Genomic DNA, 22089 nt, shown 5'->3' with positions numbered 1-22089 from the left:
TGCTTTTTTCGGTACCAATACCGGTATGATGACCACGATGATTACGGGGTGACCCGTTATGATCTTTGAATACCCGCCCCCAAGGCCATTTTTAGGCCAGATTTAAATTTCCAGCAATCCCTTTTCCTATGAAAATCATCAAGTTTGGAGGTTCTTCCGTAGCCAATCCTGAAAACATCCAAAAAGTCTTTGCCATCCTGCAAAGCAAGCTCAAGCAGCATGAAATAGCCGTTGTTTTTTCTGCCTTCGGTGGAGTGACGGAAACCCTTTTGACTATTGCCCGACTGGCGAGAGAAGGAGATCAGGCCTATTGGGATATGCTGCAGACCCTGGAGGAAAAGCATCTTGATATCGTCCGGCAGCTTATTGCAGTACAGAATCAGTCCACAGTGATGACCTATGTCAAAGTTCGCTTCAAGGAATTGGAGGACCTTTTTCATGGGATATACCTGATCAAAGAAAATTCAGCTCGAACACTGGACTATGTAGCCAGCTTTGGAGAGCGCCTTTCTGCCTTTATCCTGGCAGAAGCTATGGCTGGTAAAGGCATTAAAACCCAATTTGTCGATGCTCGGGATGTAATTCGGACCAATGACCGTTTTGGACAGGCCCGAGTAGATTATGAGCAGACCAATCAGTTGATCAGGGAGTATTTTTCTAAAAATCCAGGGGTAAAAATCATCACTGGTTTTATTGCCTCTACTGCCAAAGGGGAAACTACCACCTTGGGCAGATCAGGGTCGGATTACACAGCGGCCATTTTTGCCGGAGCCTTGGATGCTGAGGATTTGGAAATTTGGACAGATGTCTCTGGGGTTTTGACTTCAGACCCTAAGTTGGTTTATACCGCATTTACCATTCCCCAGCTGAGCTACAATGAGGCAATGGAGCTTTCGCACTTTGGTGCCAAAGTGATCTTCCCAGCGACAATGCAGCCGGCGATGAAGAAAAATATCCCGATCTACATCAAAAATACCTTCGAGCCTGAAAATCCGGGAACGCTTATCAATGGCGATGTGAGTCACGGCGCTCTGATCAAAGGAATCAGCTCCATGTCTAATATTTCCATCGTGACCGTACAGGGTGCGGGATTGATCGAAGGAGGAGCTACGGTCAGTCGGGTATTCAAAGCCTTGGCCGATGCCAAAGTAAATATTGTGTTGATTTCTCAGGCTTCTTCCGAACACAGCATTTGCCTAGCGATCAAAACTCAGGAGTCTTACTTGGCGAAGGAAGCGATCGAGAAGGAGTTTTTCTACGAAATCAAATCCGGGGAAATGGATCAGGTTTCCCTTCTTCACGGTTTGGCAACCGTCGCGGTGGTGGGTGAAAACATGAAACAAAATCCGGGTGCTTCAGGCCGGATGTTCCGTGCTTTGGGGCAAAACAATATCAACGTCGCAGCTATTGCCCAGGGAAGTTCGGAGTTGAATATCTCTGCGGTGATTCCTCAGCCTGATTTGCAAAAAGCACTCAACGCCCTCCACGAGGCATTTTTCCTTTCTGAAAACAAAGTACTTCACGTCTTTTTGGTGGGAACTGGCTTGATTGGCAAGGCACTGATGAAGATGATTGCCCATCAGCAGCACAAGCTTTTGAAGGATAATGAACTTGACGTGCAGATTCACGGCTTGGCGAATAGCCGATACATGGCTTTCCATGAAGACGGGTTTGATCTAAAGCATCCCCACGAACTGAGTGAATCCGATCAACCGATGGATTTGGACAAGTTTATCACCCAAATGGAAGAGATGAACTTCTCCAACTCGGTCTTTGTGGATTGCACGGCAAGTCAGGATGTAGCGGATACGTATGCGCGGATTTTGGAAGCTAAAGTGGCCATCGTAACACCAAACAAGAAGGCAAACTCCTCATCCATGGACAACTACCGCGCGCTGAAACGAATTGCAAAGCGTCGAGGAGTCAAATTTCTCTACGAAACCAACGTGGCAGCTGGCCTTCCGGTGATCAATACCTTGCAGGATTTGATGCTCTCCGGCGACAAAGTCATCCGGATCGAGGCCGTGCTCAGTGGCTCGATGAACTTTATCTTCTCCGAACTCGAAAATGGAGCGCCTTTCTCAGAAGTAGTTAAAATCGCCAAAGATAAAGGCTATACCGAACCTGATCCTCGGGATGACTTGAGTGGAATGGACGTGGCCAGAAAAATTCTTATCCTTGGTCGGGAAGCCGAGCAGGAACTCGAATTTGAAGACATCACCATCCAAAGCATGGTGCCAACAGACTGTCAGCATGCCAAGACTGTGGATGAGTTTTTTGACAAGCTAAAAGGTCACGATGCTGACTTTGCCAAATTATTGGCTGATGCAAAAGCCAAAGGTGAAAAATTGCGCTTCATGGCCACGCTTGAAGATGGAAAAGCCAAAGTTGGCTTAAAATCTTTATCGGAATCACATCCTTTCTCCAGTTTGAAGGGAAGTGACAACATGATCTTGTTGACCACGGATCGCTATCATGATCGTCCGATGATCATCAGAGGTCCGGGTGCGGGAGCAGATGTGACTGCTGCGGGTGTGTTTGCTGACGTGATTCGAATCGGTAACTACACTCGAGAATAATGACCTCGGTTAGAGCTTTTGCACCAGCTACTGTCGCCAACGTGTCTTGCGGATTCGATATTCTCGGATTTGCGATTGATGCGATGGGTGATGTGGTGGAGGTGAGGGAAAAAAAGGAGCCCGGATTGCAGGTCGTATCAATAACTGGCGATGGAGGCAGATTGCCTTTTGAGGCCGAGAAAAATACTTGCGCGGTAGCCATACAGGCCATGCTCGACGAGTTAGGTCAGGAGGTTGGAATGGAAATTTACCTTGAAAAGGGACTTCCACTAGGTTCCGGCATGGGCTCAAGTGCAGCTAGCGCCGTCGCTGCCCTTGTCGCTGCCAATCGCTTGCTAGGTGAACCTTTTGAAAAAAAGCAATTGCTTCCCTTCGCGATGGTGGCTGAGAAAGTCGCCTGCGGTGCAGGACATGCAGACAATGTAGCTCCGAGTTTGCTCGGTGGATTTGTGTTGATTCGCGATTACCATCCGCTGGATGTGATCAAGCTCCATGTGCCGGATGGTTTGCATTGTACGCTTTTGCATCCGCATTTTGAGTTGAAGACTTCCGATTCCAGGTCGGTTTTGCGCGATAGCGTTTCCTTAAAGCATTCCACGATTCAGTCAGGAAATGTAGCTGGGTTGATTGCAGGGCTGTTTCAGGAAGATTTTGAGTTAATTGGTCGTTCCCTTCGAGATGTTATTGCGGAGCCTTATCGGGCTACTTTGATTCCAGGTTTTTACGAAGTAAAAGAGGCCGTCAAAGCTGCCGGAGCACTTGGGATGGGAATTTCGGGTTCTGGCCCGACACTCTTCGCCCTTTCCAAAGGAGAACAAACCGTCCAATCCATCATTGACGCAGCACAGCAGGTATATGATTCCATCGGTCTCGGTGTGGATGCCTACCATTCTGCGATTAATACCCAAGGAGCTATTGTCCTCGAATAACCCCCATCATGAAGTACTACAGCACCAACAATACCAATCATAAAGTTTCGCTCTCCGAGGCGGTCATCAAAGGACTCGCGCCGGACAATGGGCTCTACATGCCTGAGCGGATTCCTGTTTTGCCACAGGAACTCATCGAAAAGATGTCGGAAATGAGTTTTCGGGAAATCGGCTATACCGTGATTGGAGCCTTGTTTTCGGAAGATTTGAGTGAAAAGCAGATCCACGAACTCGTGGATCATACGCTGACTTTCGATGCACCAATCGTAAAAGTGGAGGAGGATATATACAGTTTGGAGTTATTTCATGGACCAACTTTGGCGTTCAAAGACTTCGGGGCAAGATTTTGCTCAAAGCTGATGAGCATGCTGGTAGGGGAGCAAAGCCAAAAAGTTCGGGTCTTGGTCGCTACTTCAGGGGATACCGGAAGTGCAGTAGCCAATGGTTTTTTGGGTGTACCAGGCGTGGAGGTGATTATCCTATTTCCAAAAGGAAAAGTCAGTAAACTTCAAGAACAACAGTTTACCACTTTGGGCCAAAACATCACCGCTTTGGAAGTGGATGGAGTTTTTGACGACTGCCAAACTTTGGTAAAGCAGGCATTTTTGGACCCCGAATTGAATCAAAAGTTGCTCCTAACCTCCGCCAATTCGATCAATATTGCCCGTTGGATTCCTCAATGTTTGTACTACTTCTACGCCTATTCCCGATTGCCAAAGGCTGGCAAAAAGGTTGTTTTTTCGGTGCCAAGCGGGAATTTTGGAAATATAGGAGCGGGGATTTTGGCACAGCGGATGGGCTTGCCGATCGACCGCTTCGTGGCAGCCACGAATGTAAACAAGGTGGTGCCTGAGTACTTGCATGGACTCCCGTTCCAAGCAAAGCCCTCGGTTCCTACCGTTTCCAATTCCATGGATGTGGGCAATCCAAGCAATTTTCCAAGACTTCAGGCCCTGTATGGCAGTGATGAGGAGCTGTTTCGGGAAAATGTCAAAGGCTATTATTACTCGGATGAGCAGACTGTCAGGGCGATTCAAGCTGTGCAGCCATTGGGCTATACCCTCGATCCGCATGGGGCAGTGGGGTATTTGGGTTTGAAGGACTTTATGTCAGAAAATTCAGGTTATGTCGGCGTATTTCTGGAAACAGCCCATCCGGGCAAATTCCGGGATGTGGTAGAGGAAGCTTTGGGAGAACAATTGGTGCTACCCGAGCGATTGGCGGCTTTTCTGCAAGGAAAAAAGCAGGTGATCCCGATGGGAAAAAGCTTTGAAGAGTTTAAGGGGTTTTTGGAGGGGTTGGATTGATGAAATAAAAAGTGATAGTATCATTTGATACCATCCTACTTTTTTGTTTTGAATTTCGAAAACCAATATCCTTCACTATTTTCAACCTCTATTTCAAACCTAATCTAACCATGCGTCAATCAATCCCTTACCTCAGTTTGCTGGTCTTTGCAGGAATCGCCTGTGCCCAGCCAAAGGAGACTACAGAAGTCCCTATAGCCGACACCACCGCTACCAAATTTGCTCATGCTCCATTAGTCGAGCATATCTATACCGCCGATCCATCTGCTCATGTTTTTGAGAGCAAAATTTTCATTTACCCTTCGCATGACATCGAAACCGATGTGGCCCAAGATGATATGGGTTCCCATTTTGACATGAAGGATTACCATGTTTTTTCTATGGAAAGTCCAGGAGGACCAGTTACCGACCATGGAGTTGCCCTCAAACTCGAGGATGTGCCTTGGGCAGGACGTCAACTATGGGCACCGGATGCAGCAGAGAAAGATGGGAAATACTACCTCTACTTCCCTGCCAAGGACAAGCAGGATATCTTCAAAATCGGGGTAGCTGTCTCGGATCGGCCGGAGGGACCCTTCACCGCCGAACCAGAGCCCATCGCGGGAACTTTCAGCATGGACCCCTCCGCTTTTCAGGATGGGGCCGAGTATTACCTTCTTTGGGGAGGAATCTGGGGCGGACAGCTTCAGTGGTATGAAGATCAAAAACTGGTCGAAGGACGAAAAGGCCCAACAGACGGCATTCCTGCAGCTGACCAAAAAGCGTTGATGCCCTACATCGCCAAGCTAGGGAGCTCTATGACAGAACTTGCGGATAAGCCTCAGGAAATCTTGATTTTGGATGAAAGTGGCGAGCCCATCCAAGCCGGAGACAATGCCCGAAGATTCTTTGAGGCAGCTTGGATGCACAAGTATAACGGGAAGTATTATCTGTCTTACTCCACGGGGGATACGCACTTTATCGCTTATGCAATTGGAGACAGTCCTTATGGCCCGTTTACCTATCAGGGCAATGTACTCGATCCGGTGGAAGGCTGGACGAATCATCATTCGATCGTGGAGTTTGAGGGGAAATGGTACCTTTTCTATCATGATACCCAGTTATCGGGAGATACACCACTGCGCAACATCAAAATGGCCGAATTGATCTATTTGCCGGATGGAAAAATTGAGACTGTGAAGCCAATGAAATAATTGAAAAAGCCAGAGTAATTCTGGCTTTATTTTTTTCGTTCGATGGTATAGCTTACCAAAGCGGATAGGGAGGATTTATATTCGGAGTCCGGAAAAGAATCTAAGATGGAAAGAGCTTCTTGGTAAAAAGCATTCATTATAGATTTAGCATAGTCTAATCCACCACTCTTCTTCACGAAATCAATCACCTCATTGACCGCTTTTTTGTCTTCGGAGCGATTGCGGATCAAGTAAATAATCTTCTTTTTGGTCAGCCAATCCGTATTTCGCAAGGCATAAATGAGTGGCAAGGTCATTTTCTTTTCCTTGATATCGATCCCTACGGGCTTGCCGATTTCGTCCTCGCCGTAATCAAAAAGGTCATCTTTGATCTGAAAAGCCATACCGACTTTTTCCCCAAAAAGCCTCATCTTTTCGCTTACTATTTCATTACTTCCCACACTGGAAGCACCCACCGAACAGCAGGAAGCGATCAGGCTGGCTGTTTTTTGCCGAATTATTTCATAGTAAACTTCCTCATCTACATCTAGCTTTCGGGCTTTGTAGCTTTGCAAAAGTTCCCCTTCAGACATTTCTTTGACGGCATTGGATACAATCCGTAGCAGATGAAAATCCCCGTGGTCAACACTTAGCAGTAATCCTCGAGACAATAAATAATCTCCGACCAATACTGCGATTTTATTTTTCCAAAGTGCATTAACCGAGAAAAATCCCCTTCGGTAGTTGGCATCATCCACCACATCATCGTGTACAAGCGTTGCGGTATGAAGCAATTCGATCAGCGCGGCACCTCGATGGGTAGATTCGTTGATTTCTCCACAAACTCCCGCTGTAAGAAAGACAAACATAGGGCGCATCTGCTTTCCTTTGCGCTTGACGATGTAGTTGGTGATGTGGTCGAGGAGCTTGACCTTACTCTTCATAAAGTCCCGAAACTTGTGCTCAAATTGAGCCATTTCGGCTTCGATGGGGACTTGGATTTGTTTGAGGTCTGGTTTCATCGGGGTTTTGGTGCCGTAAAAATAACATGGATTCCGGCTCCTACAAGGGTTTTGTTGGCATCTGGAATTCTAACAATTAGGAAGGCAAAACGTTCAGGCATTTTTTGTAATTTGTTAGACTGGAATTTATCCCAGCCTATCCATCCAGCACTATGAAGAAAATAAGAATTGAAATCAAATGGGGCCTGTTGTTCATTTTATCCGGCTTGATCTGGATGATTTTGGAAAAAAGCTTGGGATGGCATGATGTCCATTTGGAAAAGCATGCCACCTATACTCTGTTTTATGCTCCAATCGCAATCCTGATTTATGTTTTGGCACTCATCGACAAAAAGAGAACCGATTATCATGGTAAAATGACCTATGTCCAAGGCTTGGTTTCAGGCATTATTGTCACGGTGATAGTGGTTATACTTACCCCACTCAGTCAGTACATAACCCATACTTATATTTCCCCGGAATATTTCCCAAACATCATTGACATGTCTATTCAGCAGGGATATATGGATGAAGAGGAAGCCAAAGCTTATTTTTCCTTAAATAACTATATTTTACAGTCGTCCATTTTCGCGGCTTTTATGGGGATTTTGACCACTGCAGTTGTTAGTATTTTCATCCGTTCCAAAGGCTGAAATCCCAGCTTTGATTCTATGGTTCGTTTGGGTGAAGCCTTTTCTTTATCTTTGAGCCCTTTCCCTGTTTTAACCAGCATTTCCCTTGGAGGAGAATTACATCAAACATAAGTACGATCCTATTTTGCCCAAACAGGCAGAATGGCCCGTGGTCAAACTTGCCCGAGAGCGGAAGGAATTTGTACAGCGGGTAGCCGAGAGGGCAGAATCCAGAGTATTGGATTTGACCGGAAAAAATCCGGAGATTCTTAAGGAAGAACTAGAAACTACACTCTACCGGGAAAAACTCCGAATCAAACAAAACCCATGGGTAGTGGACCCGGATGATGAATATTCATTCTGGAATGAAGTGAAGCATGCTCTTTTGCAGATCAATTCAGAGTCCAAAAAATCCAAGATTGCTAAGCTGGATGCCTACAAGGAAGTGCTTCATAAGATCACGTCAAGATATTCCAATGAAATAGCATCCAATTTCAAAGCTTCCCATTACAAGTTTACCCGTCGTGTGGTCACCTTCGGGTTCTCCAGACTGCTCAATGCAGCCCGGGTGAAGGGCTTTAGATCCATTTTCAGCAACCAATACACGCTTCAGGACAAAATCCAGATCACTGGTCAGACAGATCAAATCCGGGATTTGGCCACCAAAGGAACCATCGTTATGGTGCCAACCCACTTTTCTAATTTGGACTCGATTCTGATCGGATGGATTATTTCCGTATTGGGTATGCCACCATTTATCTATGGTGCAGGACTCAACCTGTTCAATATTTCCATTTTTGCCTACTTCATGAATGCGCTCGGGGCGTACAAGGTGGACCGAAGAAAGAAAAATCTCCTCTATCTGGAGACGCTAAAGACCTATTCCAAAGAAGCCATTCAGTTTGGGTGCCATAGCCTCTTTTTCCCAGGAGGTACTCGTTCGAGAAGCGGAATGATTGAGTCTAAGTTAAAGCTGGGCCTACTTAGCACAGCCCTCGAGGCTCAGCGAACCAATTACCAAAATGGACAATCTGACGTATCGGGAAAAATCTTTATTGTCCCAGTGACTATCAATTACCATTTTGTACTGGAGGCTCCCAGTTTGATCAGTGATTACTTGAGTATCACCGGACAGGAGCGCTACTACAAGGAAAACGATGAGTTTTCTACCTCCTACAAAATATCCAAGTTTCTGGTGAAGTTTTTCACCAAAGGTTCCGACATCTCAGTTTCTATCGGGAAAGCAATGGATGTCCTGGGTAATTATGTCGATCAGGACGGGAACAGTTTGGACAAAAGAGGTCGAATCATCAATACCCAAGACTATTTTATTTCTGAAGGAAAAGTGACGGTAGATCATCAGCGCGAAGAGGAATACACTCACATGCTGGGTAAGCGAATCGTGGAGGAATTTCACAAAATCAATCGGGTTTTTAGCTCCCATTTGGTCGCTTTTGTAGCCTTTGAAATGATTAAAGCCCAAAACAGCAAATTGGATCTGTTTGATCTGATTCGATTGCCTGAGGAAGATATTGTAATTCCCTACGCAGAATTTAAAAAGTCCTGTCAGCTGGTTTTGGGTCATATCATGGAACTGAAAGAAAGAGGAAAAATAGGGGTCGCTCCACATATGTACAGACCAATGGACGAGATCATTTCCCATGGCTTGGACAATGTGGGAATGTATCATGCCAAAAGGCCTTTGCTGACCAATAAAGATGGGGACATCATTACCCAAGACATGAGTTTGCTTTATTTCTATCACAATAGACTTCACGGATATGCCCTCGAAAAGCTCTTCTGATTCGAAAATGATCGGAGTAGTCGGAATGGGTAGTTTCGGCACAGCGGTAGCCAATATGCTGGCGGAGAAAAATCCTGTTCTCGTGTATGCCCGAAAGGAAGAAGTGGTGCGAGAGATCAACGAGACTCACACCACCTCTGGGAGGAAAGTTCATCTGGATATACTGGCCACTTTTGATCCCGAGGAATTATGCCAACGATGCAATATCATTTTTTTCATGGTGCCTTCCGGAGCGTATTTTGAAGTGATCAGAAAGTTTGCACCCTACCTTTATCCCTATCACCTGATTATTCATGGGACTAAAGGGCTGGCTTTGAATTTTGAAGAGGGGCAAACTCTGGATAACCTAGACAAACTAAAGCGGGAGCAAATCCTGACTATGAGTGAGGTCATTCTTCAGGAAACTGTGGCTGTACGGGTAGGCTGTCTGGCTGGACCAAATATTTCTACCGAGTTGATACTTGGACAGCCGGCGGCCACAGTGATTGCCAGTCATTACAATGAGGTGATTCTAGAAGGGCAGAGACTACTCCGTTCGGAGCGATTTCAGGTTTATGGGAATTCGGATATCATTGGAGTGGAGCTTAGCGGAGTTTTGAAAAACATCATCGCCATTGCAGCTGGCGCCTTGGCTGGCTTGGGTTTGGGTGAAAATGCCAAAGGCTTGCTCATATCTAGGGGAATGGTCGAAATGGTGCATCTCAGCAAGGCTTTAGGCGGAAGCGTGCAGTCTGTCATCGGCTTGGCCGGAGTGGGAGATTTGGTGACTACCTGCAACTCTGTTCATTCCCGAAATTTCACTGTCGGTCATCGCCTAGCCAAAGGAGAACCACTAGCCCAAATCCTCAACTCAATGGAAGAGGTAGCGGAAGGAATCAATACCATTCGTATTGTCAATGCATTTATCAAGACAGCTGGTCTTCGCGCCCCTATTACCGAAAATCTTTATCGGGTTCTTTTTGAGGATCTGCAGATTGAAGAAGCACTTCAGTTTTTGATGAAGTATCCCTTCAGTGTGGATGTGGACTTTGTTTAGTCCGTCCATTAAGAGGAGGGAATTAGTTTTACCAGTAAACCTGGCCCTTCCGTGACAGCATAGATATATCCCTCCGGACTTTGGGCTACTTGTCTCACCCGGCCTATTCCAGGGAAGAGCTTTTCTTCTCCGCTTGCATTTATTCCGTTCATTTCTACTCGGGCGATATGGGTTCCGGCCAAGGCAGCTACCAAAATATTGCCTTTCCACGCTGGATATTTATCAGAAGTCACCATGGTCATTCCGCAGGTGGCTATGGAAGGAGTCCAATATTTGACTGGCTGCTCCATTCCTTCTTTTTCTGTAATATCGGTGATTGGGGTTCCGTTATAGTTGATCCCATAGGTGATCACCGGCCAGCCATAATTCTTCCCCTTCTCCAGCAGATTCAACTCATCTCCTCCGCGAGGACCATGCTCTACCTCCCAAAGTCGGTTGGATTCCAAGTCATAATACAATCCTTGAGGATTTCGATTGCCATAGGTCCAAATGGAAGAAACAGCTCCGGGGGTATTGATGAAAGGATTATCTGCCGGAATTCTGCCATCATCATGGATTCTGTGGATTTTGCCATGGGAGTTTTTCAAGTCCTGAGCATTGTTTTGGCTTCCCCGCTCCCCGTTACTGAAGTAGAGGTAATTTTCTCTATCAAAGACTACCCGGCTACCGTAATGCGTACCGCCATTCCAGGCAGGAGTGGTCACGATAAGTTCTTCAAAGTCGGTAATTGCATTTCCGCTAAGTTTAAATCTTGCGATGGTAGTGGCCCCACCATTTCCTACCGGCTTGGCGTAGGAGATGTATATCCACCCGTTTTGTGCGTGATTGGGATGGGTCGTGATGTCCAGAAGTCCTGCTTGCCCTGAGGCGTATATGGCTGGCAGTCCGGTGACCTTTTCCCCTGTATACTTATCCTCCTTGAAAATCAGAATCTCGCCTTTGCGCTCAGTGACCAGCATCCTTCCATCTGCCAACCAAGTCATTCCCCAAGGGTTTTGAAATCCGGTGTACAAGGTATCCACCTTTACGGTCATTTTCTCAGTTTGGGTGGTGATTTCCAAGTTGGGAAGGGGGGTGGGTTGAGTTTCAGAGTCCGTTGGTCCACAAGCAGTCGCAGTAGAAAAAAGAACAACATTCAAAATCCCCATCAAAGCTGTTTTCGTCAGTTTCATATTCCTCGTTTTTTCTTTAGGGAATAAACGAACAGAAAGTACAGGCAGTTTGAATGATGGCAGGATTTATCGTGAAATGCAAAAAAAATGGCCTTTTGGTTTGTCCAAAAGGCCATTTAAACAACAGTTTGGGATTATCTGATCGGGAGAAGCTTGACCAAAAGACCGGTCGCTTCCGTGATGGCGTAGATATACCCGTTGGGGCTTTCGGCAACTTGACGTACCCGCCCGATGTCTTGAAGGAGCTTCTCCTCGCCGACATAGGTCGTTCCGTTCAGCTCCACTCGCGCAATGTGTTGCTTGGCAAGTGCTGCTACCAGGATATTTCCTTTCCAAGCAGGATATTTGTCTGAGGTCACCAAAGTCATTCCGCAAGTGGCTATGGATGGCACCCAATAATGAACCGGCTGCTCCATTCCTTCTTTTTCAGTAATGTCGGTGATTGGAGTTCCGTTGTAGTTTTGCCCGTAGGTAATCACCGGCCAGCCATAATTTTTGCCTTTCTCGATCAGATTGAGCTCATCACCTCCCATCGGGCCATGTTCTACTTCCCAAAGCCTGTTGTTCACTTTGTCATAGATCATCCCTTGTGGATTTCTGTTGCCATAGGTCCAGATCGAACTAACATTCCCTAAAGAATCTGTGAAAGGGTTGTCTGCCGGGATGGTGCCATCATCCATAATTCGGTGGATTTTACCATGCGCATTGTTCAGGTTTTGAGCATTCATCGGGATGTTCCCTTTGTCCCCGTTGGAGAAATAAAGGTATCCATCGTTGTCAAAAACTATTCGGCTACCAAAGTGACGTCCTCCCTTCCAAGATGGTCCTGCCACGATTAATTCCTCCTGATTGAAGGCATTATTGCCGTCCAGTTTGAATCTCATGATCGTCGTAGCTCCGGTGCTGTCTTCGAAATGCTTGGCATAGGCGATGTAAATCCACCCGTTTTCTTCATACTTGGGATGGATTGCTATGTCCAGCAGGCCAGCCTGGTTGACCTCATGGACAGGGGGAAGGCCTTGGATTTTTTGTCCGGTGAAGGCATCATCCTGGAAAATTAGGATTTCTCCTTTTCTCTCGGTGATCAGCATTTTGCCGTCTGGTAGCCAGGTCATTCCCCAGGGATTTTCCAGTTCCGAATAGAGGGTGTCCACTTTGATCAGCAATTTGTCTGTCTGAGTGGCGAAAGTTTCATCGATCGGCTCCTCAGCAGCCTGCTTGGGTGCACAGGCAAAGCCTAGGAATAGAATTCCCGATAAGATGGCAATAGGTAAATAAGATTTTTTTCTGAGCATATTTTCAATCAATTAATCTCTGCAAATTAAGATTTTGGATTGGGAAAGAGAATTAAATTTTGCTCAACGGGCGAGAATCTCTTTTTCCATTGGGGTAGATTGGATGAGTCCTTTTACCTGTTCCACCATATTTCTGGATCCGATAATGAGAGGAGTACGTTGATGAAGGCTTTCTGGCTGAATGTCCAGAATTCTTCTATGGCCGTCAGTAGCCGTACCTCCGGCTTGTTCGATAAGCAGGGCCAAAGCATTGGCCTCATAGAGTAGCCTGAGTTTACCACTTGGATTTTTTTGAGTGGCAGGGTAGAGGTAAATTCCTCCTTTCAGCAAGTTTCGATGAAAGTCTGCTACCAAGCTGCCGATGTATCGGGATTGAAGTTTTTCAGCTTTGCATTGCCGGACATAGGCTGCTATCGCGGGTTCCCATTCCTGTTCCAAGCCCTCATTGATGGAATAAATTTTTCCGTCTTCGGGAGCTTTCATATCCGGGTGGGAGAGAAAAAATTCCCCGAGGCTATTTTCATAGGTAAACCCATTGATGCCGCAACCTGTCGTATACACCAGCATGGTTGAGCTGCCATATAGGACATAGCCTGCTGCCACTTGCTGATTTCCGGGCTGCATGATATCAGCCTCAGTGATAGGGCTTCCTACTGGAGTTTTTCTTCGGTAGATGGAAAATATCGTCCCTATGCTGATATTCACATCGATATTGGAGCTTCCGTCGAGCGGATCTATAGCGACCACATATTTTCCTGAATTATTCTTCAAATCAATCACAGCATCTTCCTCTTCGGAAACTATGGCACAAACTTCGCCACCTTTACTCAGCGCCCGCATGAATCGGATATTGGCGATGACATCCAGCTTTTGCTGCTCCTCGCCCTGTACGTTGGTTTGTCCGAAAGCTCCACCGATATTGGCTAGTCCGGCGCGGTTCGTTTCGCGGTTGACAATCTTGGCTGCAAGTGCAATGTCCCTCAGGAGCTGAGAAAGCTCACCGGAGGCAAAAGGAAAGTCGCTTTGCTTGAGCTTGATGAATCGGTCTAGGGTGATTCCTACGGAGTAGGCCAGATTGCTTTGATCCGGCTGGTATGGTAAAATTTTCATTCTTGGAAAAGTACAATTATTGGGTTTATACTCTCGAAAATTAGATAATATTCTTCATGGCAAAAAACTTCATTTACAAATTTGGCGGGGCTTCGGTCAAAGATAGTTCTGCAATTGAAAACTTATCAAAAATTTTGCGTAATCGATTGCGGAATCAGCTCGTGATTGTTGTCTCTGCAATGGGTAAGACCACCAATTCTTTGGAAGAGATTATTTGGAAAAAAATGGGGAATGAAGATTTTTCTCAGAATTGTTCAATTTTGAAGGGCTTTCATCTAAAAATCTGTCAAGAACTTTTCCCCGAAGAGCATCCGGTTTTTACTCTTTTGGAAAACCTTTTCATCAAGCTTGAAAAAGATCTCGAAAGACCGCTTACCAAGCAAACTTACGACGAGTATTATGACCGGATCGTAGGATATGGAGAGTTGATTTCTTCCCGAATTGTAGCAGAATATCTCTGTCTTCAGGGGCAAGTGGTGGTGTGGAAGGATGCGCGCGAGGTGATTCATACCGATTCTGACTTTCGCTTTGCCAAAATCAACTGGGAAAAGACCAGAATTCAAACCCGAGCTCAATGGATTCCGGTTTTGGAGCAGTTTCCTATTTTGACCCAAGGATTTATCGGTTCTGATCCAAAAGGTAAACCGACTACTTTGGGAAGAGAAGGCTCGGATTTTACAGCTGCCATTTTGGCTACCAGCTTGGATGCTTCATCTGTGACGATTTGGAAGGATGTCCCGGGAGTGCTCAATGCGGACCCCAAGCTTTTTCCAAATACCCAAAAATTTGAGGAATTGGCCTATCCTGAGGCAGCTGAAATGACCTACTTTGGAGCTTCTGTGATTCATCCCAAGACGATCAAACCCTTGGCTAATGCAGGGATTCCCCTGTTTGTCAAATCTTTTCTTGAGCCAGATGCCCAGGGAACAAAAATCCACCAAGATGCTCCATCCCAATCGATTCCTACCTTGGTGCTCAAAAAGAATCAGGTGTTGATCAGTTTCAAAGTCACGGATTTCACTTTTATTGAGGAAGGCCATATTCATCAGATTTACGAGCAGCTGAAAAAGCTCAAACTTAGAGTCAATATGCTTCAGCTCTCCGCTATCAGTGTTTCTGTGGTGATCGATGCCCAGGTTTTTAAATTAGAACAGCTCTTGGCAGCGCTCAAGGGTGCTTTTGAGGTCCGATACAATGAAGGATTGGAGTTGTTGACCATTTTACACCAAAACCCTGATGAAATCCCTGCTCTATTGGAAGGATACGAGATGTTGTTGGAGCAGTCCACCAGAAATACTTTTCAGGTGGTACGCAGAAAGTCAGGGATATAAGCGAAGTTTCTTAAATTCAGGAGAAATCAAAAACTGCGCTCATGACCACACGAAGACAATTTATTGAAAAAGCAAGCCTGTCTACCTTGGCGGTAACCTTGCCCTTTGCCTCCACATTTTCCTCATCCGTCAAGAAGCAGGAAGATAAAGTACTGAGAGTGGCTATCATGGGATTGGGAAGCTATGGAACTCGTGTGGCAGAAGCCATGAAGGACTGCAAACGAGCAAAGCTGGTGGGAGTGATCAGTGGAACCCCCTCCAAAATTGAAGCTTGGAAAGAGAAATATGGGATCCCGGCAAAGAATTGCTACAACTACGAAAATTACCATCAGATCAAGGACAATCCGGATATCGATGCCGTGTATGTCATCACACCAAATTCCCTTCATAAACCTCATTCTATCGGTGTGGCACGCGCTGGGAAGCATGTGATTTGTGAAAAGCCCATGGCTCTCAATGCTGAGGAGGGACGGGAAATGATCCAAGCTTGCCAAGAGGCAGGAGTTCACCTGCTGGTGGGATATCGTATGCATTTTGAAGCCAAAACTCTCGAAGTGATTCGCAGACAGCGGGCCGGGGATTTCGGAAAAACCCTCTTTTTTCAGGGTTTAAGTGGCTTTATGATCGGAGACCCCAAGCAGTGGAGGCTCAATAAGGCTTTGGCAGGCGGAGGAGCCATGATGGATATCGGGATTTACTCCATTAATGGAGCCAGATATATGCTTGGAGAAGAGCCGATTTGGGTGACAGCCCAGGAGGTAAAGACCGATCCTGTCAAGTTTAAGCAAGGGGTTGATGAGACGATTACCTTTCAGATGGGATTTCCTTCGGGTGCAGTGGCCTCTTGTCTTTCCACCTATTCGATGAATAATCTGGATAAATTTTTTCTAAACGGGACCAAAGGTTTTGCTGAAATGCAGCCATCTACCGGCTACGGACCCATTCAGGCCAGAACCAATCAGGGGCCAATCGAGGCTGAGCACATCACGCATCAAACGACTCAGATGGATGAGATGGCAGCGTTAATCTTGGACGGGAAACAGCCCATGGTACCGGTAGACGGGGAAGAGGGCCTGAGAGATTTGGTCATCGTCGATGCGATCTATGAATCGGTACATACTGGGGCGAGAATCAGCTTGATTTGATCAGACTTGCCTGGGATCTTGGCTGAGGTTGAGCTGCATGAAGACCAGGTTCAGCCATTTTCCAAACTTGAATGCGACTTCCGGAAACCTTCCAGCTTCCCGAAAGCCAAGTCTTTCATGAAAGCGATAGCTTCCGTGGTTTTCGGAATCCATCCCGGCAATCATGATATGATAGCCTTGATCTTTTGCCAACCCGATCAATTGTTTGAGTAAGGCAGTCCCCATTCCTTTTCCTTGAGTTCCCTCTCTAAAATAGATTGAGTGTTCTATGGTTCTGCAGTATCCCGGCTTGGCGCGAAACTTCCCGAAAGTGGCGTATCCACATACCCTGTTTTGCAATTCGCACACTAATACAGGAATGCCGTCCCGGATTTTTTCCAGGAACATTTCCTTGATTTCCTCCAGAGTTTTGGGGTAGTAGTCATAATTGAAGGAAGTATTCAAAATCGAATCGTTGATGATTTCGAGAATTGCAGGTGAATCCTCTTCTTTAAAAGACCTAATCTGAAAGCTCATGATCCGAATCGATTGATGATTTTTTCAATTCCTGGCAAATAAGCCGTCCCAAAAAGATTGAGATGAACCAAAAGAGGGTAGAGGTTGTAAAGGCTCATTCTGCTTTCAAAGTCGGGTTCCAAAGGCAAAACGGACTCATAAGCTTCGTAAAAGCGGGAGTCAAATCCGCCAAAAAGCCTGCTAAAAGCCAAATCCATCTCCCGGTGTCCGTAATAGACAGCAGGGTCTATCAGGCAGGGTTTTCCATCACTTCCGCAAATCACATTGCCAGACCAAAGGTCTCCATGAAGCAGAGAGGCTTTTTCCTTTGGGAGAAGCATATCCAACTTGGGATAAATAGCTTGGAATTTTTTGAGAAAATCCAAGGGAATCAATCGGTCAAAATAAGCCTTGCCAAGCATGGGCTCCAGCCTCTGCTCGATGTAAAAGTCTACCCAATTATCATGGAATTGGTTTTTTTGCGGAAGGGATGCAATGTAATTGTCAGATTCCAGCCCAAATTGTTTTTTACGGTTCAGATGGAGATGAGCCAGCCCCAATCCCAAATCTTCCCAATAGTCGACCTGATGCCTGGACCCCTGAATGTATTCCGACAGGAGGAAGTTGTAATCCTCTACCCGTCCAAAACCATAAATCTGAGGTATTTTCAAAAAGGTAGATTTTCTCAGCAGTCTAAGACCTTCTGCTTCTTTGGACAGGACATCTCTTTCGTGATCGAAATTTAGCTTGAGAAAAAATACCCCTTCGGAGGTTTTGAGTTGAATGCCCTGATTGTGATTCCCTGCAGCAATGAGTTGGGCGGATTTGAGTTGGGCTAAAGGGCCTAAAACCTGAAAAAGTACTTGTTCATAGATTTGGTACTGATCAAGCATAGAGTTGATGGGTCTCTTTTACCTTTTCCAGAAATCCATCGATAGACTGGTCAAGAATTCGGAAGATGTCTTCAAACTCTTTTTCTCCTCCATAATAGGGGTCAGGGACAGGCATTCCTTCATTTCCTTCCACAAAATCTCGCATGAGATAGATTTCTTTGTCCGGGAAATTGTATCTCTTTTTCAATTGATTGAGCGAGTTGAGGTTGCTTTCGTCCATGGCAAGAATGTAGTCGAAATCCCTGAAGTCAGTCCGATTGACTTGTCTTCCACGATGGGAAATTTTCAGGCCGTTTTTTACCGCACACCGGATCGTGCGATCATCGGGGAGCTCGCCAATATGGTAGTCTGAAGTACCCGCACTGTCTGATTTGAAATGGGCACTCAGGCCCGAAATATGGATTTTATGATCAAAAATAGCTTCTGCCAGAGGAGACCGACAGATATTTCCAAGACAAACAAACAGTACGCTAATCATTTTACTCTTTTGGCTAGAATGGAGAGTTTATTTAAAGAAGGCAATGAAAATAGGGAATTTCAAAAGCAATTGCACCAATTTGACTTGAATAATTTGTCCATTTTTCGCCAATTTTTATAGTGACCCTTTCCCAGTTAATCTTTGGGAATACATACTTTTACCAAATGAAAACCATTTATGGAGCGGTTATTTGGCTGATTTCGGGATTACTTCCTTTGGCTGCAATTTTTTCACACAAACTTAAGCACTTTTTAGAGGGAAGGGAGTTTCTTTTTCAGGATTTAAAAAAATTCAAAAGCACCAATCCTAAACCGGTCATTTGGGTGCATGCGGCTTCTTTGGGAGAATATGAAATGGCAAGGCCCATTATCTCAGAAATCAAGGAAAGAAGGCCTTTGCAACCGGTGGTGGTCAGCTTCTTTAGTCCATCTGGGTATGATCCCAGTATCAAGAAAAGTCAACCTGGAGTGGATTTCCTTACCTATTTACCTTTAGATAGAAAAAAATGGGCGGAGGAATTTGTGAGAATTCTTAATCCCAAGCTGGCTATCTTCATCAAATACGATTTGTGGTTTTTTCACTTGGAGGCTTTGAAGAAAAGAGGGATTCCCTACTTCCTTGCTTCAGCAAATTTCCGTTTGGACCAATCCTATTTTGGCTTATTTGGAAGTTTTTTCAGGAAAAATCTGGAGGAAATGAGCTGGATTTTCACCCAAAATGAAGAAAGTGTGAGCCTTTTGGAGAGGTACGGAATTCGGCAGGCAAGCAGAACGGGCGATACTCGGTTTGACCGGGTAGCCTCACAGGCGCAACAACCCAAATCTTTTCCGGATCTGGCAGCTTGGATTGGTCTGAAGCCCGTGGTCGTGGTGGGGTCCGCTTGGGAGGAGGATATGAATCTGTTGATTCCATTGATCAACCAATGGCCGGATTATCGCTGGATTATCGCTCCTCATGACCTTAACCCTGAGCCCATGGATCGATGGGCCACAGAATTGATGCTGAGTTCGGCAAAATATTCCCAATGGGATCCGCAGTCAAGCAATGAAGTCCTTTTTATTGATAATATTGGAATGCTTTCCTCCCTCTATCAATTTGCCTGGGTTTCCTATGTTGGGGGAGCTTTTGGTAAAGGATTGCACAATATCCTGGAATCTTTGGGTTTTGGAGTGCCGGTGATATTCGGTAAGGTTAAGAAAGCCTCCAAGTTTCCCGAGGCAGAGGAAAGCGAAAAGCAAGGATGCGGATTTTCGGTAAGCAACACAGAAGAGCTGAAGTGGATTTTTGCTCAGCTTCAAGAACCCGATTTTCACAAAAAGGCCCAAGAAGCAGCCCATAATTGGGTGAGTGCCAACCAAGGGGCGGCAAAAAATATTGTCTCCAAAATTGAAGAAATGACCCGACTATGATCCAAGGCAGAGTGATAAAGTCTACCGGCAGCTGGTATATCGTCCAAACAGAAAGTGGACCTGTATCGGCTCGACTGAAGGGGAAGTTTAAGCAAAAAGACCTCAAGCTGACTAATCCCATTGCTGTGGGGGACCTAGTCGAAATAGAAAAGGAACCGGGTCAGGACTCTGTTGTGATCAAGGAAATACTTCCGAGAGAAAATTATGTGATACGGAAATCGACCCGCAAGCAACATCATTCCCATATCATTGCCAGCAATATCGATCAGGCTCTTTTGGTCATCACCATGAAAAATCCCCGAACTTCCCTGGGATTCATCGACCGGTTTTTGGTCAGTACGGAGAGTTTTCGGATTCCATCTTTATTGGTGGTCAATAAGATGGACCAGCTTGAAGGTGAGGAGGAGGAAGATTGGCTTCAGGATATCCATGAGATCTATGAGCCCTTGGGTTATCAGGTTTTGGAGGTTTCTGCTCTCAAGGATGAGGATTTGAAAAAGAAATTTTCACCCTTTCTCAAAGATAAAACCACTTTGATAGCCGGCCATTCTGGGGTAGGCAAGTCTACGCTTCTAAATGTCCTGATCCCGGAAGCCTTGCAGGAGACAAAGGAAATATCTGAATACAGTACCAAAGGGGTTCATACGACTACTTTTGCAGAACTTTTTGCTCTGGAAGAAGGGGGGGGGTTGATCGATACGCCCGGGATAAAGGAGTTTGGAATTTTGGATATAGAAGAATACGAGCTTTCACATTATTTCCCGGAAATGCGCGAATACCTTGGCCAATGCAAATACAACAATTGCAAGCATGTCAATGAGCCGGGTTGTGTTATTCTCAAAAAGCTGGAAGAAGGGTATATCCATCCCTATCGATATAAGAATTATCTCAATATTCTCCAGGAAGAAGACACTCATCGATGATCTTCTTTGAATCCAAAAAGAATTGGTCTATTTTTCAATTTTGAAAAACACCATGAGCATCGTACTCAATCATAAGCAAATCGGCCAGAAACTCACCCGAATGGCCTATCAGATCTTTGAAAGAAATATTCATTCTTCGGGGTTGGTCATTGCAGGGATTTCTGGAATGGGTATGGTTTTGGCCCGCTTGCTGGCAGAGGAGCTTGGAAAAATATCTCCTCTTTCTATCGAGGTCATTGAAGTTTTGCTGGATAAAAGTCAGGTAGCCGAATCCGAGATTGAAATTTCCCCCGAAGTGGAGCTGTCAGGCAAGACCATTATTCTGGTAGATGATGTGCTCAATACAGGAAAAACTCTGGTCTACGCGATGAAGCCGTTTTTGGACTTTGAGATCCATAAGATGGAGATTGCAGTTCTGGTCAATCGAAGCCATGGTCTGTTTCCCGTACGTCCGGATTATACCGGATATGAGCTGGCCACCACGCTCAACGAGCATATTCAAGTTGATTTTTCTGAAAATCAGTATTCCGTTCATCTTCACTAATTCATGTCTGTTCATTCTTCAGCTTCTGTCAAGCGAATCACCACTCACACCCTTCAGGAAATGAAGCAGCGGGGGGAGAAAATCTCCATGCTTACTGCTTACGATTACAGCATGGCCAAAATCGTCGATGCTGCAGGGATGGATATCATTTTGGTGGGGGATTCTGCTTCCAATGTTATGGCCGGGCATGAAACTACCTTGCCCATTACCTTGGACCAGATGATTTATCATGCATCGGCCGTAGTCCGTGCTGTCAAGCGGTCTTTCATTGTGGTAGATATCCCATTTGGGAATTATCAGGGAAATAGTTCCGAGGCTTTGAGATCGGCTATACGGATTATGAAAGAATCCGGTGCCCATGCTGTCAAAGTGGAAGGCGGTTCAGAAATCAAAGAATCCGTACTTAGAATACTTAGTGCGGGCGTTCCGGTGATGGGACACCTGGGACTTACTCCACAGTCCATCTACAAATTCGGAACGTATACTGTAAGGGCTAAGGAAGAGGCAGAAGCTAAAAAGCTCCTCGAAGACGCTAAAATGTTGGAAGAGTGTGGCTGCTTTGCTGTTGTTTTGGAAAAAATACCCGCTAAGCTTGCCAAAAAAGTAGCCGAGTCACTCACTATTCCCGTGATTGGAATTGGGGCAGGTTCGGATGTGGATGGACAGGTATTGGTCATGCATGATATGCTGGGAATCACACAAGAATTCAAACCAAGATTTCTCCGACAATATGCAGATCTTCAAGGGGTAATGATGGGGGCTTTTCAGCAGTATATATCCGATGTGAAAAACAGGGATTTTCCTTCAGAAAAGGAAAGTTATTGATAAGATCTG

The 22089-nt window shown here is 45.6% G+C and carries 20 protein-coding genes; 13 read left to right on the top strand and 7 right to left on the bottom strand.

Annotated elements, in window-relative coordinates:
- Window positions 1-128 precede the first annotated feature (128 nt).
- The 4 genes from thrA (at window position 129) to AAA942_RS19925 (ending at window position 6008) form a co-directional block, all read left to right on the top strand.
- A complete protein-coding gene (thrA, locus tag AAA942_RS19940) occupies window positions 129-2579 on the top strand; it encodes a bifunctional aspartate kinase/homoserine dehydrogenase I (protein WP_338222068.1) in 2451 nt (816 codons plus the stop codon).
- A complete protein-coding gene (locus tag AAA942_RS19935; RefSeq protein WP_338222067.1) occupies window positions 2579-3508 on the top strand; it encodes a homoserine kinase in 930 nt (309 codons plus the stop codon). Before thrA ends, AAA942_RS19935 begins: the two co-directional genes overlap by 1 nt.
- A gap of 8 nt (window positions 3509-3516) precedes the next feature.
- On the top strand, window positions 3517-4815 hold the full coding sequence (thrC, locus tag AAA942_RS19930; RefSeq protein WP_338222066.1) for a threonine synthase: 1299 nt from the start codon (window positions 3517-3519) through the stop codon (window positions 4813-4815).
- 110 nt (window positions 4816-4925) lie between these two features.
- The gene (locus tag AAA942_RS19925) at window positions 4926-6008 is read left to right on the top strand and encodes a glycoside hydrolase family 43 protein (protein ID WP_338222065.1); all 1083 of its coding nucleotides are present in this window, start codon (window positions 4926-4928) and stop codon (window positions 6006-6008) included.
- A 26-nt stretch (window positions 6009-6034) separates the two neighbouring features.
- Here AAA942_RS19925 and AAA942_RS19920 read toward each other — a convergent pair whose 3' ends face one another.
- Window positions 6035-7009 carry a polyprenyl synthetase family protein gene (locus AAA942_RS19920; protein WP_338222064.1) on the bottom strand — a complete coding sequence of 325 codons (975 nt, stop codon included), beginning with the start codon at window positions 7007-7009 and terminating at the stop codon, window positions 6035-6037.
- 152 nt (window positions 7010-7161) lie between these two features.
- Between AAA942_RS19920 and AAA942_RS19915 the strand changes: the two genes are divergently transcribed.
- The 3 genes from AAA942_RS19915 to AAA942_RS19905 all read left to right on the top strand — a co-directional run bounded on the left by AAA942_RS19915 (window position 7162) and on the right by AAA942_RS19905 (window position 10460).
- The gene (locus tag AAA942_RS19915) at window positions 7162-7641 is read left to right on the top strand and encodes a DUF4199 domain-containing protein (RefSeq protein ID WP_338222063.1); all 480 of its coding nucleotides are present in this window, start codon (window positions 7162-7164) and stop codon (window positions 7639-7641) included.
- An 85-nt stretch (window positions 7642-7726) separates the two neighbouring features.
- Window positions 7727-9424 carry a 1-acyl-sn-glycerol-3-phosphate acyltransferase gene (locus tag AAA942_RS19910; protein ID WP_338222062.1) on the top strand — a complete coding sequence of 566 codons (1698 nt, stop codon included), beginning with the start codon at window positions 7727-7729 and terminating at the stop codon, window positions 9422-9424.
- Window positions 9402-10460 carry an NAD(P)H-dependent glycerol-3-phosphate dehydrogenase gene (locus tag AAA942_RS19905; RefSeq protein ID WP_338222061.1) on the top strand — a complete coding sequence of 353 codons (1059 nt, stop codon included), beginning with the start codon at window positions 9402-9404 and terminating at the stop codon, window positions 10458-10460. The genes AAA942_RS19910 and AAA942_RS19905 overlap by 23 nt, the downstream gene beginning before the upstream one ends.
- 8 nt (window positions 10461-10468) lie before the next feature.
- On the opposite strand, the gene AAA942_RS19900 is transcribed toward AAA942_RS19905, so the two are convergent.
- The 3 genes from AAA942_RS19900 to fbp form a co-directional block, all read right to left on the bottom strand.
- Window positions 10469-11632, bottom strand: a complete 1164-nt coding sequence (locus AAA942_RS19900) for a PQQ-dependent sugar dehydrogenase (RefSeq protein WP_338222060.1) — start codon at window positions 11630-11632, stop codon at window positions 10469-10471.
- Window positions 11633-11766: 134 nt separating this feature from the next.
- Window positions 11767-12927: a PQQ-dependent sugar dehydrogenase gene (locus AAA942_RS19895; RefSeq protein WP_338222059.1), complete on the bottom strand. Its 1161-nt coding sequence runs from the start codon at window positions 12925-12927 to the stop codon at window positions 11767-11769.
- A gap of 63 nt (window positions 12928-12990) precedes the next feature.
- Window positions 12991-14037 (bottom strand): class 1 fructose-bisphosphatase, encoded by a 1047-nt coding sequence (gene fbp, locus AAA942_RS19890; protein WP_338222058.1) that lies wholly within the window; start codon window positions 14035-14037, stop codon window positions 12991-12993.
- Window positions 14038-14093: 56 nt separating this feature from the next.
- On the opposite strand from fbp, the gene AAA942_RS19885 reads away from it, so the two are divergent.
- Entirely contained in the window at window positions 14094-15368 is a 1275-nt protein-coding gene (locus AAA942_RS19885; RefSeq protein WP_338222057.1) for an aspartate kinase, read from the top strand.
- Window positions 15369-15409: 41 nt separating this feature from the next.
- Entirely contained in the window at window positions 15410-16513 is a 1104-nt protein-coding gene (locus AAA942_RS19880) for a Gfo/Idh/MocA family protein (protein ID WP_338222056.1), read from the top strand.
- On the opposite strand, the gene AAA942_RS19875 is transcribed toward AAA942_RS19880, so the two are convergent.
- Genes AAA942_RS19875 through AAA942_RS19865 form a run of 3 tightly spaced genes read right to left on the bottom strand, consistent with a single transcriptional unit; the run spans window position 16514 to window position 18379 of the window.
- Window positions 16514-17029 carry a GNAT family N-acetyltransferase gene (locus AAA942_RS19875; RefSeq protein WP_338222055.1) on the bottom strand — a complete coding sequence of 172 codons (516 nt, stop codon included), beginning with the start codon at window positions 17027-17029 and terminating at the stop codon, window positions 16514-16516.
- Window positions 17026-17901 carry a fructosamine kinase family protein gene (locus tag AAA942_RS19870; RefSeq protein ID WP_338222054.1) on the bottom strand — a complete coding sequence of 292 codons (876 nt, stop codon included), beginning with the start codon at window positions 17899-17901 and terminating at the stop codon, window positions 17026-17028. Before AAA942_RS19870 ends, AAA942_RS19875 begins: the two co-directional genes overlap by 4 nt.
- A complete protein-coding gene (locus AAA942_RS19865; protein WP_338222053.1) occupies window positions 17894-18379 on the bottom strand; it encodes a low molecular weight protein-tyrosine-phosphatase in 486 nt (161 codons plus the stop codon). The genes AAA942_RS19870 and AAA942_RS19865 overlap by 8 nt, the downstream gene beginning before the upstream one ends.
- A 164-nt stretch (window positions 18380-18543) precedes the next feature.
- Here AAA942_RS19865 and AAA942_RS19860 point away from each other — a divergent pair, with 164 nt between their 5' ends.
- Genes AAA942_RS19860 through panB form a run of 4 tightly spaced genes read left to right on the top strand, consistent with a single transcriptional unit; the run spans window position 18544 to window position 22080 of the window.
- Window positions 18544-19788 carry a 3-deoxy-D-manno-octulosonic acid transferase gene (locus AAA942_RS19860; protein ID WP_338222052.1) on the top strand — a complete coding sequence of 415 codons (1245 nt, stop codon included), beginning with the start codon at window positions 18544-18546 and terminating at the stop codon, window positions 19786-19788.
- Window positions 19788-20711: a ribosome small subunit-dependent GTPase A gene (rsgA, locus tag AAA942_RS19855; RefSeq protein ID WP_338222081.1), complete on the top strand. Its 924-nt coding sequence runs from the start codon at window positions 19788-19790 to the stop codon at window positions 20709-20711. The genes AAA942_RS19860 and rsgA overlap by 1 nt, the downstream gene beginning before the upstream one ends.
- Window positions 20712-20763: 52 nt before the next feature.
- Complete coding sequence (locus AAA942_RS19850; protein ID WP_338222051.1) at window positions 20764-21255, top strand: phosphoribosyltransferase family protein; 492 nt, start codon at window positions 20764-20766, stop codon at window positions 21253-21255.
- A gap of 3 nt (window positions 21256-21258) precedes the next feature.
- Window positions 21259-22080, top strand: a complete 822-nt coding sequence (gene panB, locus AAA942_RS19845; RefSeq protein WP_338222050.1) for a 3-methyl-2-oxobutanoate hydroxymethyltransferase — start codon at window positions 21259-21261, stop codon at window positions 22078-22080.
- The last annotated feature ends 9 nt before the right edge of the window (window positions 22081-22089 follow it).

It is taken from the genome of Algoriphagus sp. oki45 (assembly GCF_036245605.1).
Classification (GTDB): domain Bacteria; phylum Bacteroidota; class Bacteroidia; order Cytophagales; family Cyclobacteriaceae; genus Algoriphagus.
Note: the sequence above shows the minus strand (reverse complement) of the source record. Positions and strands in the feature narration are given on the sequence as shown.